Raw genomic sequence first — 15,098 nt, forward strand, 5'->3', positions numbered from 1 at the left:
CCCCGCCATGCCTGGAGTGCGGGTGAGACGACGAAGTCGTCGCAGGGATAGGACCGCGTCGTCTCGTTCCGGGTCACGCCCCACCGGTCACCGATCACGCATTCATCCTCCCGTCGCGGGATGGGGCTGCTCGTGCCACGGATCACCTGAGGCGCCGGCGGTGAGGTGTCGTTCGTAGCCGGCCACCTTGGCGTCGATGAGGTCGAGGCAGTCCTGCAGTTGGGTGAGCTGCTCGGTGACGTGGCGTTGGTGTTCGCGGAGCAGCTCGAGCCGTTCGGTCTCGTTGCCGCTGCCCTCGCGGACGAGTTGGGCCAGGCGGCCGATCGTCGTGAGCGGCATGCCGGAGGCCCGGAACTTCACACAGTTCGTCAGCCACTCGACGTCCCAGGCGCTGTAGACGCGCCTGCCGGACCCGTCGCGGCGCACGTCGCTGGCCAACAGGCCCGCACGCTCGTAGAGCCGCAGAGTGTGCACGGTCAACCCGGTGCGCTGAGCCACCTGCCCGATGCTGAGGCCGCCGTCCGCCATGGCCTCGACCGTAGCCATTGACCTAGACCTCGGTCTAGCACCTAGCGTCCGCGGCATGACCTCCACCATGTTCGGTGCCCACAGCACTACTGCTGACGTCCTCACCGGAATCCACCTCACCGGCAGGACCGCCCTCGTCACGGGTGGTTACTCCGGCCTCGGTCTCGCCACGACCCGCGCGCTCACCCAGGCCGGGGCTCGGGTCGTCGTCCCCGCTCGCCGGCCCGACGTGGCGCGGCGGGCACTCGCCGACGTGGCCGGGGTCGAGGTCGACCAGCTCGATCTGGCCGACCTCGCTTCCGTCCACGCGTTCGCCGAACGGTTCCTGCGTGACCACCCCGCTCTGGACATCCTGATCGCGGGTGCCGGAGTCATGGCCTGTCCCGAGACGCGGGTGGGGCCCGGCTGGGAGGCCCAATTCGCGATCAACCACCTCGGCCACTACGCGCTGGTGAACCTGCTGTGGCCCGCACTCACCACCGCCGGGGCGGCTCGTGTCGTCTCGGTGGCCTCCGGACGCGACCCGGCGTGGCGGATCCGGTGGGACGACGTGCAGTTCGCCCGCGGCTACGACAAGTGGGAGGCGTACACCCAGTCCAAGCTCGCGAACATCCTGTTCGCCCGCCACCTCGACATGCTCGGCGCGACGCACGGCGTCCGCGCCTTCTCCGTGAACCCCGGCTGGATCCTCACCCCTCTGCAACGACACCTCGCGGTTGAGGAAATGGTCGCCGCCGGCTGGATGGACGCGGAGGGGACTCCCGCGCCCGGCCTGTTCAAGACGGTCGAGCAGGGCGCGGCGACCCAGGTGTGGGCCGCCACGTCACCCCATCTCGACGCGAAGGGCGGCGACTACTGCGTGGACTGTCGCACCACCGATGGCAGCCCTACCGACAGCGGCGAAGCGGCCCGGCTCTGGGCGCTGTCGGCCGACCTGACCGGCCTCGACCTCGTCGGGTGAGCCTGAGTGGTGTCGCGGCGCTTCCGCCACAGGCATGCCCCGATCGTGCCGCCGGGGTTTCGGAGGTCAGATCAGGGCCGCGGCGAGGGCGCGGAACGCGTCGGCGGGGAACGCCGTGTCGTCGCCTCCGTTGAGCACCTGGATCGCCACCTCGTCCGCGCCGGCCTGGTAGTGCTTCTCCAACCCGGCCACCACCTCTTCGACGGTGCCCCACGGGATCAGGGCGTCGACGAGGCGATCACTGCCGCCGTCGGCGAAGTCCTCGTCGGTCCAGCCGAACCGCCGCAGGTTGTTGGTGTAGTTCGGCAGCGCGAGATACCCGCTCGTGTACTGGCGGGCGGTGGCACGCGCGGTGGTGGCGTCCGCGTCGAGGACCACGGCGACCTCGGGGGCGAGCAGCCGGTCGGGCCCGATTGCCGCCCGGGCTTCGGCGGTGTGCTCGACAGGGACGAAGTACGGGTGCGCCCCGGTCGAGCGGTCGCGGGAGAGTTCGAGCATCCGGGGGCCCAGTGCCGCCAGGATGCGCCGCTCGGGCGTAAGCCCGGCCGCGTCGAGGCCGTCGAGGTAATCGACCATTCGTGAGTACGGCTTGCGATAGTCGGTGCCGCCACTTTCCACCACCACCGCGTGGCTGGCGCCGAGACCGAGTAGGAACCGGCCGGGGTGCGCCTGCTCCGCGTCCTTGGCGAACGCCGCCGCCTCGGGTGGCGACGAGTGCCAGATGCTGAGGATCCCGGTCGCGACCCCGATGCGCGTGGTCCCGTCCAGGATCTCCCGGAAGCGGGGGGCGACGTTCTCGCCGAACCCACCGGAGAACCAGATCCGGGAGTAGCCGAGGCCCTCCAACTCCGTCGCGGCGTCGATGGCCGCGCCCTGACTCTCGCTAGCAAGGAAAAACGGTTGCCATACGCTCACGAGTCGTTGTGCCATACCGGAACCCTACGACCCTCAGCCGGTGACCGCTTCGGGTAACGCCGCCAAGGCTGATCCCGACGGCTGGCCGCGGTTGGCAGGCCAGCCCGGGAAGCCGGCTGGCACCCGGCGGCTCCTGAGTCACGGTGTGAGGCCGGCCTGGATCGCCAGGATGGCGGCTCCTACACGATCGCGGCTGCCGGTCTTGGCCAGCACGTTTGTCACGTGGGTCTTCACGGTGCTCATCGACAGGTAGAGGCGTTCGGCGATCTCGTTGTTGTTGAGCCCGGCGCCGATCAGGGCGAGCACGTCGGTCTCCCGAGCGGTCAGCTGGTAGGCCGCCAACTCCACCTGGGTGGCCGGCCCGGTGGCGCGGACCCGGTCGAGTACGGCGCCGGTGACCTCGGCGGAGAGGACCGCCTCGCCGGCCGCGACGGTGCGCACCGCGGCGATGAGGTCGCGCGCGCTGGACCGCTTGAGCAGGAATCCGCGTGCGCCGGCGGCGATGGCGTCCAGGACGTAGGCGTCGTCGTCGAAGGTGGTGACGACGATGACGGCCGGCGAGTGTGGGATTTTGGCCAGCTCGCGGGTGGCTTGCAGGCCGTCGAGTACCGGCATGCGGATGTCGACGAGGGCTACGTCGATGCGGGAGTCGCGCCGCACCGCGTCGAGCAACTGCCGCCCGTCGGCCGCCTCGGCCGCGACCTGGATGTCGGCTTGAGATCGCAGGATCAGGCTGAAGCCGTCCCGGACCAACTCCTGGTCGTCGGCGACCGCGACGCGGATCACGGGTTCACCACCGGAAGATTGGCCTGCACCACTGTGCCTCCGCCGGGGCGCTGGCTCAGCTCCCAGCTCCCGCCGCGCGCGGAGACGCGTTCCCCGATGCCGAGCAATCCCGAGCCGCTCGTGGCTGCGCGGGGTGGGCCGATGCCGTCGTCGCTGACCCGCAGGCGAACATGGTCGCCGACCCGGATCAGCTCGACCCAGGCCGCCGTGGCTCTCGCGTGCCGGGCGATGTTGGTGAGGGCCTCCTGGGCGATGCGGTAGGCGGTCAACACACCGATCTCGTCGAGGCCCGGGTCGGGGTCCAGCTCGACCCGCACCGTCACGCCCTGTTGACGTAGCGGCTGGGCGAGCAGCTCGTCGATGTCGGACAGGCGCGGCGGCGCGCTCACCGCTATCGACGCGGTGGGATCGCGCAGGTGCACGACGAGCGTGTCGAGCTCGCTCAGTGCGGTGCGGCCACTACCCGCGATCGCCCGCAGCGCCGCCCCCGGATCGTCACTGAGCTGGCCCGCCTCGGCCTGCACCACCATCGCGGTGACGTGGTGGCCGACCACGTCATGCAGCTCGCGGGCCAGGTTGGCACGCTGCTCGCGCCAGGCCGCCTCCTCGCGTAGCTCACCCGTCTCCCGGGCCAGGGCGAAGCCACGTGACCACGATCGGAACAGGACCGCGACAAGGTAGCCGGCCGTCACGAAGAAGAGCGGCTGCTCGTACACCCCTCGCTCGTTGAGCAGCGCGATGGTGAGGGCGCCGGTCGCGCCGATCAGGCCAACCACCCACCCCAGCCATGGGTTTCGGGCCGGGTCCTCACAGACCGAGACGAACACCAGGCCGGCTGCCGCGAGGCCCAGCTGCACCGACTCTCCGGTGCTCACGATCGCCACGAAACCCGCGCAGACCGCGAAGACCGCGGTGCGGTATCGGGGGCGCAGCGCGGTGGCCCCGAGGCCGACCGGCAGCACCAGCCACGCCCAGCCCGCCGGCACGGACACGCCGTCCTCGACGGTGGTGACCACGGCCACGATGATCAAAGCCGTAGCACCGTACGCGAGCCGGCGCACCCGCCCGGGGTCGCGCAGCCGTTCGCGGATTCCTGTCAGCACCAGCACAGTCTCCGTGACGGGCCGGAAGACCGGCCAGTACCCGGGTACCGGATCGGCCGGCACCCCGGTACCGCCCTCGGAACCGGAACGGCACTGCGGCACGTTCCGCGAGAACGCTCGCCGGACGACTCTGCGGAGGTGACTCTCGTCGACTCCCGCGCCGCCATGACCGTCGGCCCGCTTCGTACGGTTCCCAACTACATCACCGCCGTTCGCACGGTCGCCGCTGTCGCCGTCGGGATCGTGGCCCTCGTCTCCGGGTCGGTGGCATTGATGGCGGTATCGTACGGTATCTACTGGCTCGGTGACGTGCTCGACGGCTGGGCTGCCCGCCGACTCGGCCAGGAGACCCGGGCGGGGGCCGTCTTCGACATCGTGAGCGACCGGGCGTGCACCGCCGTACTCTGCGTCGGCCTGGTGTCCCTCGTGCCGGACGTCGCGCTCGTGGCAGTGGTCTTCCTGCTCTCGTTCCTGGTGCTGGACACCATGCTGTCGCTGGCGTTCCTGTGCTGGCCGGTGCTCAGCCCCAACTACTTCCACCTGGTCGACCGGCGGGTGTGGGCGTTGAACTGGTCGCCGCTGGCCAAGGTCGCCAACACCGCCGGCGTCATCGGCGCCATCGCGTTCGGCCAGTACCTGCTCGCGCTGGGCGTCGCCGTCGCCGTCGTGGCGGTCAAGCTGTGGTCGGTCGCCGCGGTGGTCCGGCTGCTCGAACGGGACGGCCGGGCGTGAGCAGCCTCGTCGAGGCCGTGGTGGCGCTCGGCTACGGTGTCGCGTCGGCGCTCGTCCCGATCGTCAACGCCGAGGCCTACGCCGTGGTCGCCGGGCAGCGCGGCGGCCACGCTCTCGTCGCCGTGCTCGCCCTGGCACTCGGGCAGACTGCCGGCAAGCTGCTGCTGTTCGAGTCGGCGCGTCGTGGGTCGGGGCGGCTGGCCCTGAAGATCGCGAAGCGGGCAAAGTCAGGTCGGGCGGCGACTCGGGCGGCGCGGTGGACCGAGCCGATCCGACGCTGGCTCTCCCGCCGCCGCACGGCCCTGCCGACCGTGCTGGCCTCCGCCGCGGTCGGAGTTCCACCGCTGGCCGTCGTCAGCCTCGCCGCCGGCACCGCGGGCCTTCGACGCTGGGAGTTCGCCGTCGCCTGCCTCGCCGGGCGGGTGATCCGTTTCGCATTGCTCGTGCTGCCAGCGGTGCTGGCCTGACCCCGGCTCCCCGTCAGAGGAGCCGACCGTCGTGGGCGAGCAGGGCGATCTGGGTGCGGTTGTCGAGGTCCAGCTTGGTCAGGATGTGCGAGACGTGCGCCTTCACGGTCGTCACGCTCATCAGCAGTTCGCTGGCGATCTCGGCGTTGGAGCGACCCTGCGCGATGGCCAGCACGACGTCGCGTTCCCGGGGCGTGAGCAGGGCAAGCCGCTCGTGCGCCTGCTCGTAGGACTCGGCCCCCGACGCGACCCGCTGCATGAGGCGGCGCGTCACACCCGGCGACAGCATCGGGTTGCCGGCCGCCACTGAGCGGACCGCCTGGCTGATCTGCTCGGGCGGAGTGTCCTTGAGCAGGAAGCCGCTCGCGCCGGCTCGGAGCGCCCGCAGCACGTGCTCGTCAGTGTCGAACGTGGTGAGCACGATGATCTCGGGTGGCCGGTGGCGGCGGCGCAGGCGTTCGGTGGCGGTGATGCCGTTGACGCCGGGCATCCTGATGTCCATCAGCACCACGTCGGGCAGGTGCCGATCCACCGCCGTGATCGCCGTGGCGCCGTCGGCGGCCTCGCCCACCACGACGATCCCGTCGGCGCCGTCGAGCATCAGCGTGAGCATTCCCCGTACGAGAGGATCGTCGTCGACGATGACGACCCGGATCGGAGCCGTCACCTCGGCCACGGCAGCCACGCGGTGAGGTGGAACCGACCTCCGGCGTCGACGTGGTGGGCGACCCGACCGCCGGCGAGCGCAGCCCGCTCGGCGAGGCCGATCAGACCGGTACCGGCGCTACCGGCGGCACCGCTGTCGGGCGTGGTCGGGTTGCTCACCGCGATGCTCAGCCCGGTGCCGGGCGCGCCGCCGAGCACCAGCCGGACCGGCTGACCGGCGGCGTGTTTGCGGGCGTTCGTCAGTGCCTCCTGCGCGATCCGGTACGCGGTGCGGCCAACCGTCGCTGGGATCTCGACCGGCGGGCCGAACGGGTCGTCGACCTCGATCTGTTGCCCGGCGGCCCGCGCCTCGTCGACCAGGCGCGGCAGGTTGGCGAGGGTCTGCCCGGGTGGCGCGTCGGTCGGCGACTCGGTGTCGTCGCTGCGCAGCAGGGTGATGACCTCGCGCAGCTCGTCGAGGGCGTGGTGTGCGCTGGCCCGGATCACCCCGGCGGCAGCGCTGAGCCGCTCCGGCGGCGCGTCCGGCCGGTACTCCATCGCGCCGGCAGCCGCCGCCAGCAGGGACAGCCGGTGGGCCAGCACGTCGTGCATCTCCCGCGCGATCCGGTTGCGCTCCGCCGCCCGCGCCTCGTCGACCCGTCGTTCCTGCTCCCGCTCGGCCCGTCGGGCCCGGTCCCGCAGCGCCGCCAGCAGGGCGTTGCGGGCCTGCGCCCAGGTGCCCCAGCCGAGCAGGGCCGCGTAGGCGATCGTCATCAGCACCAGCCGCCACCCGTACGGAAGGCTGGGCACCGGCCGCCAGAGCGCCTGCACCGCCTCGCCCGCCACGCCGACCGCCGCCACCGCCGCCGCTTGCCGAAACGGCCGGTTACGCGCGATGAACAGCACCGCGAAGCTGGCCACCGGCGTGGCCACCGGAGACAGCGCGACGAGCAGGCCGGCCAGCACACCACCGACCTGCGGGCGGCGGACGACCACCGGGACGAGGGCCAGGGAGGCCACCGCCAGCGCGACGTCGAGGCCGACCAGGCCGGCGGAGCTGGAGCGGGTGGCGGACCACAGCATGGTCGCGACGAGGACGCCGATCGCCACGGTCGTCACGACCACCGGGACGGAACGCCACGTCCGCGGCGGCCTGACCTCGCACATCGCCGCATCCACATGGCGCACGCTACTGGGCTCGCGGCAGGCAGGACCACCTCCTTTGGTAGTACGCCTGGCCGCCAGCGGACGTACCCGCCGCGGCTTCTGGACCGACGCGTCCGGCCCCGCCAGGTCCACAGACTCAGGCCATGACAAACAACCTTCTCCTGGGACGGGCCGCGGTGACGGCCGGCGCGATCGTGGTGGCGGTGGTCGAGTTCGCGCTCCTGCGCTCGGCGGCCGGCGTCGACCTGGCGGTCAGGTCGGCGAACTCGACCCGACAGATCACGGTGGCAGCGGTCATCGTGGCCACCGCCGTCGCGGCATTGGCCGGCTGGGCGCTGCTCGCGGTGCTGGAACGCCGCACCAACCGCTCCCGCGTCTGGTGGACCTCGATCGCGGTCGCCGTCCTGCTGCTGTCACTCGTGCTCGGGCCGCCGAGTGGCGTCGGCGGGGGAGCGAAGGCGACCCTCGCGCTGCTGCACGTGAGCGTCGGCGTCATCCTCATCCTCGGCCTGCCCCGGTCGCGCCCGGGCACGGCGAGCCGATGACCACGCTGACCGTACGCAAACAGGACGGGGCCTTCGTCCTCGACTCCGGGGCGCGCGCTTCGCTGCGTACCGGCTGGACCTGGCGGTGCGGCGAGATCCGCACCGGCACGGGCCGCTGGACTGTCGCACCGACCGACCGCCGACGCATCGGGTTCACCGCCCGGGGCGAGCACGGCGTGCCGGTGCGGCTCGACCCGCGCCGGTCGCACGTGCCAGGGCCCGGCGGGGTGGCCCACTGGGCGCCCGGTCGCTGCGGCGGTGAACTGGTACGCGACGGGCACCGCCTCGCGGTGCGCCTCCCCGGTCGACGCGGCGGGCCGATCCGCGTCGACGTCACCGGTGAGTGGGCCGAACTGGAGCTGGTGGTGCTCACCGCCTGTTTCGCGCTGACGAGTCAGCGGCGGCGACGCTTCCTGATCATGATGGCGGTCGTCAGCGGGGCGAGTGGGTGACCGCTCAGGCGCGTGCTCAGACGAGGCGACGGAGCACTGTCTCCACGGCGTCGATCAGCGGATCACCATCGGTGCGGGGGTGCCGGGCGAGACCGAACTCGACGTCCGGCAGGACGGGCAGGGCATCGGTGTCCCGGCAGATCATGGCCGGTTCGAGGTTCGCGGGCATGAGCGCCGCCACGCCGAGCCCGGCCCGTACCGCGGCGAGCACCCCGACCAGGCTGTTGCTTTCGAAGGCCACCCGCCAACGCCGATCGGCACGCTCCAGGGCGTCCAGCACCGACGTACGCCAGGAGCACGGGTTGGAGAAGAGCACCACCGGCAGCGGGTCGGCGGCCACGTCCACGCCCTGCCCGGTCGCCCAGACCAGCGGGGCGCGCACCGTCCAGCGGGGCGGTCCGGGAATGTCCGGTACCGCGTCGAGCACGAGTTGGACGCGTCCCGCGTCGTACGCCTCCCGCATGGCGGCGTTGGAGCAGCTGAGCACCTCCAGCGTCGCGCCGGGATGCAGCCGGGCGAGGTCGGCGAGGGCCTGCGGAAGGTGGGACGCGGCGAGGTCTTCGAGCAACCCGACGCCACAGTGGCCGGTGAGCGCCCGGCCGGTCTCGGCGAGTGCCTGTGCGGAGAGCGCGAGGATGCGTTCGGCGTACGGCAGGATCTCTTCGCCCGCCCGGGTCGGTGAGACACCGGACGACGACCGGTGTAGCAGCGGTCGACCGACGACGGTTTCGAGCTTGCGCAGCTGTTGGCTGAGACCGGGCTGGGTCTGCCCGAGCGCGGTCGCGGCACGGCTGATGCTGCCTTCCCGTACGGCGGCGACGAACGACCGCAGCAGGGCGGTCTCCAGGTCCCTTGCCATAAGGATTCATTATGCCAGCCTCAACAAGATGACGTCTTCTTATGGCGTGCGGGCGGGGCTAGCGTCAGACGGGTGACCAGTTACCGGCAGGTGCTCGCCGTGCCAGGGATGGCACCGCTGCTGGGCGTCTCACTGCTCGCCCGTACCGCGATAACCGCCGACGTGATGGCGCTGACTCTCTTCGTCGTCCTCGGCCTGGAACTGAGTTACGCGGCAGCGGGTGGGGTCGCGGCGGCGCTGACCGCCGGAGTGGCACTGGGCGGGCCGCTGCTCGGCCGCATGATCGATTCGCGGGGCCTGCGTCCCGTCCTACTGGTGACCGCCGGCGCGCAGGTCGTGTTCTGGCTGGGCGTGCCGGCCCTGCCGTACGGGTTCCTGCTGGTCGCCAGCTTCGGGGCGGGCCTGCTGATGGTGCCGGCCCAGGCGGTGAGCAGGCAGGCGATCGCCGCGATGACGACGTCGGAGCAGCGCCGGGCCGCGTTCGCGCTGGAAGCCGTGCAGGGCGAGCTGTCGTACATCGTGGGGCCGGCGGTGGTGATCCTGGGCGCGGCGACGGTGTCCCCCGACGTGGTGGCCTGGGGGGTCGGCGCCGCGATCCTGGCCGGCGGCGTCGGCATCGCCGTGCTCAACCCACCGATGCACGCCCGGGACGAGGCGGAGGCCGCCGCCGCGGAACGACCCCCACGGCGGCAGTGGTTGAGCGCGAGGATGGTCGCCGCGCTGACGATGGCGTTCGGGACGACGACGCTGCTCAGCGGCATCGATCTCGCCATCGTCGCCACGCTGCGGGAGGCGGGTCAGGTGTCCTGGGCCGCCGTGGTCGTCGTGGTGTTCGGCGTGTCGTCGGTCATCGGCGGGCTGGTCTACGGCGCGCTGCCCCGCCCGCTGCCCACCTGGCTGCTGCTCACCCTGCTCGGGCTCGTGACGACTCCCGCCGGACTGGCCCACGACTGGCCCTGGCTGTGCGTGGCCGTCGTGGGAAGTGGCCTCCTCACCGCGCCGACCCTCGGCTCGGTGGCCGACGCGGTGAGCCGCCTGGCGCCGCCCGGGGCACGCGGCGAGGTGACGGGTCTGCAATCGTCGGCGCAGAGCGCCGGTTTCGCGCTCGGATCCCCGCTCATCGGTGTGGCGATCGACCTCTCCGTGCCGGCGGCCGGTTTCGCGGTGGCCGGGCTTGCCGGCCTGGCCGCCGCGGGGACCGGATACCTGCTGTCCCGCCGATCACCCGCGCGACAACGTCGCCGGGCGATGCCGGGGACAACCGCAGGTCTAGGTGTTTTGTCCATGGAGGTCGGAGACACGGCTGGCGGGTGCGGTGCGGTGGCGACGGGCGTCCACGGCGAGCAACGTGAGGGCGGCCAGCGTCAGCAGCCCGCCGGCGAGCGCCAGCGGTAGTGCCCCCGAGGTGGGCAGGAGGGCACCGCCGAGCAGTGATCCGCCGGCGATGCCGGCGTTGAAGGCGGTGCTGACCCCGGCCGACGCGATGTCGGTGCTGCCCGGGGCCAGTTGCAGCATCCGGTTCTGCACTGCGGAGCCGAAGGCCGCGTACGCAAGACCGATCCCGGCGAGCAGCGCGACCACGCCCGGCTTGAGCTCGCCGAGCCCGTAGAGCCCGAGCAGCGAGGCCGTGCCGATGGCCAGCGGCGTCATCAGCGAAGCGACCGGTCGGGTGTCCAGGGTCCGGGCCGCGACCAGGGTGCCGACGACGCCCGCCGCGCCGGAGACGAACAGCAACGGCGCCAGCACCGCGTCGGCGAAGCCGCTGACGTCGAGCAGGAACGGTGTCACGTAGGTCTGCAGGGTCATGAAGCCGCCGATGCCGAGGGCGGTGGCGATCAGCAGGACGGCGAAGCGCCGCCCGTCCGGTGCGCTGCCCCGGGCGGCGCCGCCGGCGGCCGGGGGATAGGAGGGGAGAAGGAGCAGCACCGCGGCGGCGATCGCCACACCGATCCCGGCCAGCACCGCGAACGCCGCGCGCCAGCCGGCCTGCTGCCCGATCCAGGTGCCGAAGGGTACGCCGAGCACCGGGGCGAGCGTCGCTCCGGTCGCGAACAGCGCCACCGCCCGACCACGCACCGCGACCGGGAACGGCCCGATCACGGTCGCCGTGGCGACGGACCAGAACAGCGCCTGGGCGAGGGCGGTGACCAGGCGGGAGCCGGCCAGCACGGCGTACGTCGGCGCGAGCGCGGCGGCGGCGTTCGCGACGGCGAACAGGAGCATCGTGACGCCGAGCAGGTGCCGCCGGGGGACGCGCTGAGTCAGTCGGGTCAGCGGCACGGACGCCAGCACCACCACCACGGCGTACCCACTGACCAGCAGACCCACCTGTGAGCGGGACCGGTCCAGATCGGGTGCCATGCGGGTCATCAGACCGACGGGCAGCAGCTCGGTCGTGATGAACGCGAACGCGGCGAGGGAGAGCGTGACGAGCACAGCCCTGGCCCTTCGCGGCGACACCTCCGGTGCCATGATCCACCCCCCAATCCCGTGGGTCACCGTAATCGAGGGCCGACCCCGCTCGCGACGGGTCTCGGCTGCCGTGGAACGGATCACCTGGCAGGGCCATCCGCCGCGCTCGGCGGCCGGCCCTCCGGGTCAGGATCGCGTCCGGAACGGGGCCAGGACGGCGCGGATCTGGTCGGCCGCGCCCCAGTCGTCGTCGAACTGGGCCAGCACGGCGAGGTGTTGTCGCAGCTGGATGACCGGCATCCGGGCCTCCCAGTCGGCGTCGAGCGAGGTCAGCTCCGCGTAGACGTCGAACATCCGTCGTGCCTCGGGCGGAGGTGAGGTGGACCACACGTGCGCGAGGTCGACCTCGGCCCACAGGTACGACACGGCCGGGTCGATCAGCGCAGGCTCTCCGTCCGTGGTGGCCAGGACGTTCTGTGCCCACAGGTCGCCGTGCGTCAGGCACGCCGGACGCTCCGGCAGCAGGTCGGGCAGCCGGTCGCAGAGCCGTTCCAGCGCCGACCGGTCCTCCGCGTCGAGCGCGGCCTCGACGCGGGGCTCGTCGAGCCAACGCAGCAGCCGGTGCTCGGCGAAGAAGGCGAAGCCGTCGTCGTTCCACGTGTTGACCTGACGGCGACGGCCCAGCCAGTTGTCGTGGTGCCAGCCGAAACGGGGATGGGTCGTGCTCAGGTGCAGGCGGGCGAGCAGGTGTGCGAACTGCTCCCAGAAGGCCCCGCTGCGCGGCCTCTCGCTCAACACCGACAACACCAGTACGTCCCGATCCGCCAGGATCACCTCGGGTGTCGCCACGCCGCCCAGGTCGCGCAGTGCGGTCAGCCCTTCGGCCTCGGCGACGAAGACGTCGTCGGCCGGCGGGTCGGCGAACGCCTTGACGAACACCGGCGGGGCATCCCGGCGGGTGGCGATGCCCGCGAGAGCCGCCAGCCCGCCGGTCACCGGCCGCACAGCGACGACCTCGCGCATACCGGCCAGGTGCAGACGTTCCAGCAGGGTCACGGGGACGCTCCTCATCTCCGGCGTACGAGGTCGCCCGATCCTATGTGGCTGGTCACGGATCGCCCGGCCGGCGGCCGGGGTGTTGGACACTGCTGGGCATGGGTGATGTGGCGGTGGATCAGCAACGGCTGGAGCGGACCCTCCAGGAGTTCGGCACCCGGTGGACCAGCGACGCCGTCGACATCGAGACCTACCTGGCCGCACAGGTCGCCGACGCGAGCCACCGTGAGGTCGTCGGCCCGCTGCGGGCCGCCAGTGGAGCCAGTGGTGTCGTCCGGGTCGGCGGTCGGGAGGTCGCGGCCTGGGGCGACCCGGACGTCCCGGAGATGGCGTTCAGCGTCACCAAGTCGGTCGTGTCGGTGGTGGCCGGCCTGGCCTTCGACGACGGGCTGCTGGTGCCGGACCAACCGGTGCACCAGGTCGTCGACGTATCCGAGTTCCGGGGACCGCACAACGAGCAGATCACCTGGCGTCATCTGCTGCAACAGTCGAGCCAGTGGGAGGGCGAGCTGTGGGGTAAGCCGACGAGCGTCGACGCGCAGAGCTTCCGCGAGCGGACCGAGGTGCACGGCACACCCCCGGGCCAGGGGTGGGCGTACAACGACGTACGGATGAACCTGCTCGCGTACGCGCTGACGCTGCTGTTGCGCACGGCGCTGCCGGAGGTGCTGCGGGAGCGGGTCATGGACCCGGTGGGCGCCTCGGACCGGTGGTCGTGGCACGGGTACCGGACGAGCGTCGTCGATCTCGACGGTCGCCGGGTCGAGGTGGTCTCCGGCGGCGCGCACTGGGGTGGGGGACTGATCGTCCCGGCCCGGGACCTGGCTCTGATCGGGCAGCTCTTCCTGGACCGCGGGACCCATGCGGGGACCCGGCTGCTCAGCGCCGAATGGGTCGACCAGTCCTGGGCCCCGTGCCCGGTCAAACGGGAGTACGGCTATCTGTGGTGGCTCAACGATGAGCAGGTGCCCTGGCCCGGAGCCCCGTCCACCGGCCGCAGTGCCCGGGGCAACGGCGGACGGCACCTGCTGTGGGTCGACCCGGCCCGGGAGCTCGTCCTCGCCTCCCACTGGACCGAGGAACCGCTCGATCTGATCCGGGAAGTCTCTCGTACCGTCACGACGGCGCGGGTTGACGAGGGCTGAACTGCGTGAGGACCGTATCGGTCAGGGTCGGTTGTGGACGAACCAGGCGTCACCGGCCGGCAGGGCGACGGCCACCTCCCATCGGCTCAGTTCGAGGTTCGGAGCGAGGGCCTTGAGCTGACCGGCGGCAGCCCACACCTCGTCGCCGGTCTGCGTCACGAGCCGCACGTTGCCAAGCACCTCGGCGTGCAGGTCGGCGTCGGCGAGCAGCCGGTCGTACAGCGCCCGCTCCAGCACCGAGACTGGTGTCGGCAGCACCACGTCTGGCACCAGGTCGGTCAGGTCGACGCCGGTCGTACCCCGCGCGTAGAACCCGATCTCGTCCTCGTCGACCTGTTGGTCCTCGCTGTTGTGGCGGTAGGTCAGCCAGGGCTCGGAAGACGCCGCCGCCTCGACGAACGTGCGCAGCTGCGACTCCGACGGGCCCTGCTCGGGCTCGGACCGGATCGTCAGCGCGTCGTCGAAATCGTCGGTGACCATGACGGGCCGGCGTCCGATGACCGGGACCAGCGCCTCAGCAGCCTGCCAGACCTCGTGCAGACGGTCGGGGTCGACGTCGGCGACGAGGATGGTGCCCGACGGGCCGTGCCCGATCGGCAGGCCGGCCAGGGGTGTGCCCCGGAAGGCCGCTTCGATCTGGTTGAGGTCGTCTCGCAGGCCGGCAGCTTTGCCGATCACCCGAACTGGTCGGCAAGCTTCGTCAGCTTGCTGACATACGCCGGCCAGTCGTAGTCGTCGGGGATGTTGCTGTTGTTCCGCCCGAGGCCGACCACCGTGTCGTGCTGTTCGCGCATGATGTCGGCGTGCCCGGCGTGGCGGGCGAGGTCGCAGGTCACGTGGATGATGATCCGCTGTAGCGTCACGTCCTGCCGACCTGGCTGCCACCACGGCACCTGCCCCGGCGCGTCGAGCGGCAGCTGCTCGATCGTCTGGTCGGCGAACGCCCCGACCCGGCGGTACAGGTCGATCAGCCCGTCCTTCGTCTCGTCCTCACGGGCGTACCAGTCGGCCTGCGGGTCCTCGTCGAACGCCGCCAGCGGGACCAGCTCGTCGGGCGTCGGGAACTCGCGGCCGAAGGTGGGCCCGAAGTAGCCGGCCTCGACGTTGAGGCAGTGCTTGGCCACGCCCAGCAGGTTGTTTCCGGTCGCCGTGCGGGGCAGCCTGACCTCCCGTTCGCTGAGCCCGTCGAGCTTCCAGATGAGGTCTTCGCGGTTGCCCCGGAGGTAGTGGTGCAGGGCGGCCTTCGCATCGCTCAGATCAGCCATGCGCGCCAGTCTTCCCTATCCGCTGAGCCTCGGGGGGGCGGGGGCGGGGGCGCGGCGCCC

17 protein-coding genes and 1 pseudogene are annotated in these 15,098 nt (G+C 72.0%); 7 read left to right on the forward strand and 11 right to left on the reverse strand.

What is annotated here, in order from left to right; genetic code table 11:
- Window positions 1-102: 102 nt before the first annotated feature.
- Entirely contained in the window at window positions 103-546 is a 444-nt protein-coding gene (locus AB0B48_RS25620; protein ID WP_355006974.1) for a MerR family transcriptional regulator, read from the reverse strand.
- Window positions 547-583: 37 nt separating this feature from the next.
- Here AB0B48_RS25620 and AB0B48_RS25625 point away from each other — a divergent pair, with 37 nt between their 5' ends.
- Entirely contained in the window at window positions 584-1,489 is a 906-nt protein-coding gene (locus AB0B48_RS25625; protein ID WP_357205927.1) for an oxidoreductase, read from the forward strand.
- Between the two features lie 66 nt (window positions 1,490-1,555).
- Here the strand turns inward: AB0B48_RS25625 and AB0B48_RS25630 are convergent, their stop codons facing one another.
- From AB0B48_RS25630 to AB0B48_RS25640, 3 genes are all read right to left on the reverse strand, one after another.
- Window positions 1,556-2,419 carry a TIGR03620 family F420-dependent LLM class oxidoreductase gene (locus AB0B48_RS25630; RefSeq protein ID WP_357205930.1) on the reverse strand — a complete coding sequence of 288 codons (864 nt, stop codon included), beginning with the start codon at window positions 2,417-2,419 and terminating at the stop codon, window positions 1,556-1,558.
- Between the two features lie 123 nt (window positions 2,420-2,542).
- Entirely contained in the window at window positions 2,543-3,190 is a 648-nt protein-coding gene (locus tag AB0B48_RS25635; protein ID WP_357205933.1) for a response regulator transcription factor, read from the reverse strand.
- The gene (locus AB0B48_RS25640) at window positions 3,187-4,293 is read right to left on the reverse strand and encodes a sensor histidine kinase (protein ID WP_357205935.1); all 1,107 of its coding nucleotides are present in this window, start codon (window positions 4,291-4,293) and stop codon (window positions 3,187-3,189) included. Before AB0B48_RS25640 ends, AB0B48_RS25635 begins: the two co-directional genes overlap by 4 nt.
- 138 nt (window positions 4,294-4,431) lie before the next feature.
- Here AB0B48_RS25640 and AB0B48_RS25645 point away from each other — a divergent pair, with 138 nt between their 5' ends.
- Together AB0B48_RS25645 and AB0B48_RS25650 are read left to right on the forward strand one after the other, a co-directional pair.
- Window positions 4,432-5,025, forward strand: a complete 594-nt coding sequence (locus tag AB0B48_RS25645; RefSeq protein ID WP_357205938.1) for a CDP-alcohol phosphatidyltransferase family protein — start codon at window positions 4,432-4,434, stop codon at window positions 5,023-5,025.
- Entirely contained in the window at window positions 5,022-5,492 is a 471-nt protein-coding gene (locus tag AB0B48_RS25650; RefSeq protein ID WP_357205941.1) for a VTT domain-containing protein, read from the forward strand. The genes AB0B48_RS25645 and AB0B48_RS25650 overlap by 4 nt, the downstream gene beginning before the upstream one ends.
- 13 nt (window positions 5,493-5,505) lie before the next feature.
- Here AB0B48_RS25650 and AB0B48_RS25655 read toward each other — a convergent pair whose 3' ends face one another.
- Together AB0B48_RS25655 and AB0B48_RS25660 are read right to left on the reverse strand one after the other, a co-directional pair.
- Window positions 5,506-6,159 (reverse strand): response regulator transcription factor, encoded by a 654-nt coding sequence (locus AB0B48_RS25655; protein WP_355006966.1) that lies wholly within the window; start codon window positions 6,157-6,159, stop codon window positions 5,506-5,508.
- Window positions 6,156-7,256 (reverse strand): histidine kinase, encoded by a 1,101-nt coding sequence (locus AB0B48_RS25660; protein WP_357205945.1) that lies wholly within the window; start codon window positions 7,254-7,256, stop codon window positions 6,156-6,158. Before AB0B48_RS25660 ends, AB0B48_RS25655 begins: the two co-directional genes overlap by 4 nt.
- A gap of 191 nt (window positions 7,257-7,447) precedes the next feature.
- On the opposite strand from AB0B48_RS25660, the gene AB0B48_RS25665 reads away from it, so the two are divergent.
- Window positions 7,448-7,849, forward strand: coding sequence for a DUF6069 family protein (locus AB0B48_RS25665; protein WP_357205948.1), 402 nt, complete (start codon window positions 7,448-7,450; stop codon window positions 7,847-7,849).
- Complete coding sequence (locus tag AB0B48_RS25670) at window positions 7,846-8,301, forward strand: hypothetical protein (protein WP_357205951.1); 456 nt, start codon at window positions 7,846-7,848, stop codon at window positions 8,299-8,301. Before AB0B48_RS25665 ends, AB0B48_RS25670 begins: the two co-directional genes overlap by 4 nt.
- Before the next feature lie 16 nt (window positions 8,302-8,317).
- Here the strand turns inward: AB0B48_RS25670 and AB0B48_RS25675 are convergent, their stop codons facing one another.
- Window positions 8,318-9,160, reverse strand: coding sequence for a LysR family transcriptional regulator (locus AB0B48_RS25675; RefSeq protein ID WP_355006962.1), 843 nt, complete (start codon window positions 9,158-9,160; stop codon window positions 8,318-8,320).
- A gap of 108 nt (window positions 9,161-9,268) precedes the next feature.
- Here AB0B48_RS25675 and AB0B48_RS25680 point away from each other — a divergent pair.
- A pseudogene (locus tag AB0B48_RS25680) lies at window positions 9,269-10,399 on the forward strand (MFS transporter); the annotation flags it as partial.
- Between the two features lie 30 nt (window positions 10,400-10,429).
- On the opposite strand, the gene AB0B48_RS25685 reads toward AB0B48_RS25680, so the two are convergent.
- Window positions 10,430-11,632, reverse strand: coding sequence for an MFS transporter (locus tag AB0B48_RS25685; protein WP_357205954.1), 1,203 nt, complete (start codon window positions 11,630-11,632; stop codon window positions 10,430-10,432).
- Window positions 11,633-11,758: 126 nt separating this feature from the next.
- Complete coding sequence (locus AB0B48_RS25690) at window positions 11,759-12,628, reverse strand: fructosamine kinase family protein (protein WP_357205957.1); 870 nt, start codon at window positions 12,626-12,628, stop codon at window positions 11,759-11,761.
- A 98-nt stretch (window positions 12,629-12,726) separates the two neighbouring features.
- Between AB0B48_RS25690 and AB0B48_RS25695 the strand changes: the two genes are divergently transcribed.
- Window positions 12,727-13,773 carry a serine hydrolase gene (locus AB0B48_RS25695; RefSeq protein ID WP_357205960.1) on the forward strand — a complete coding sequence of 349 codons (1,047 nt, stop codon included), beginning with the start codon at window positions 12,727-12,729 and terminating at the stop codon, window positions 13,771-13,773.
- A gap of 21 nt (window positions 13,774-13,794) precedes the next feature.
- Here AB0B48_RS25695 and AB0B48_RS25700 read toward each other — a convergent pair whose 3' ends face one another.
- A complete protein-coding gene (locus AB0B48_RS25700) occupies window positions 13,795-14,451 on the reverse strand; it encodes a hypothetical protein (protein WP_357205962.1) in 657 nt (218 codons plus the stop codon).
- Complete coding sequence (locus tag AB0B48_RS25705; RefSeq protein WP_355006956.1) at window positions 14,448-15,038, reverse strand: DinB family protein; 591 nt, start codon at window positions 15,036-15,038, stop codon at window positions 14,448-14,450. Before AB0B48_RS25705 ends, AB0B48_RS25700 begins: the two co-directional genes overlap by 4 nt.
- Window positions 15,039-15,098 lie beyond the last annotated feature (60 nt).

It is taken from the genome of Micromonospora sp. NPDC049089 (assembly GCF_040648775.1).
GTDB lineage: Bacteria > Actinomycetota > Actinomycetes > Mycobacteriales > Micromonosporaceae > Micromonospora.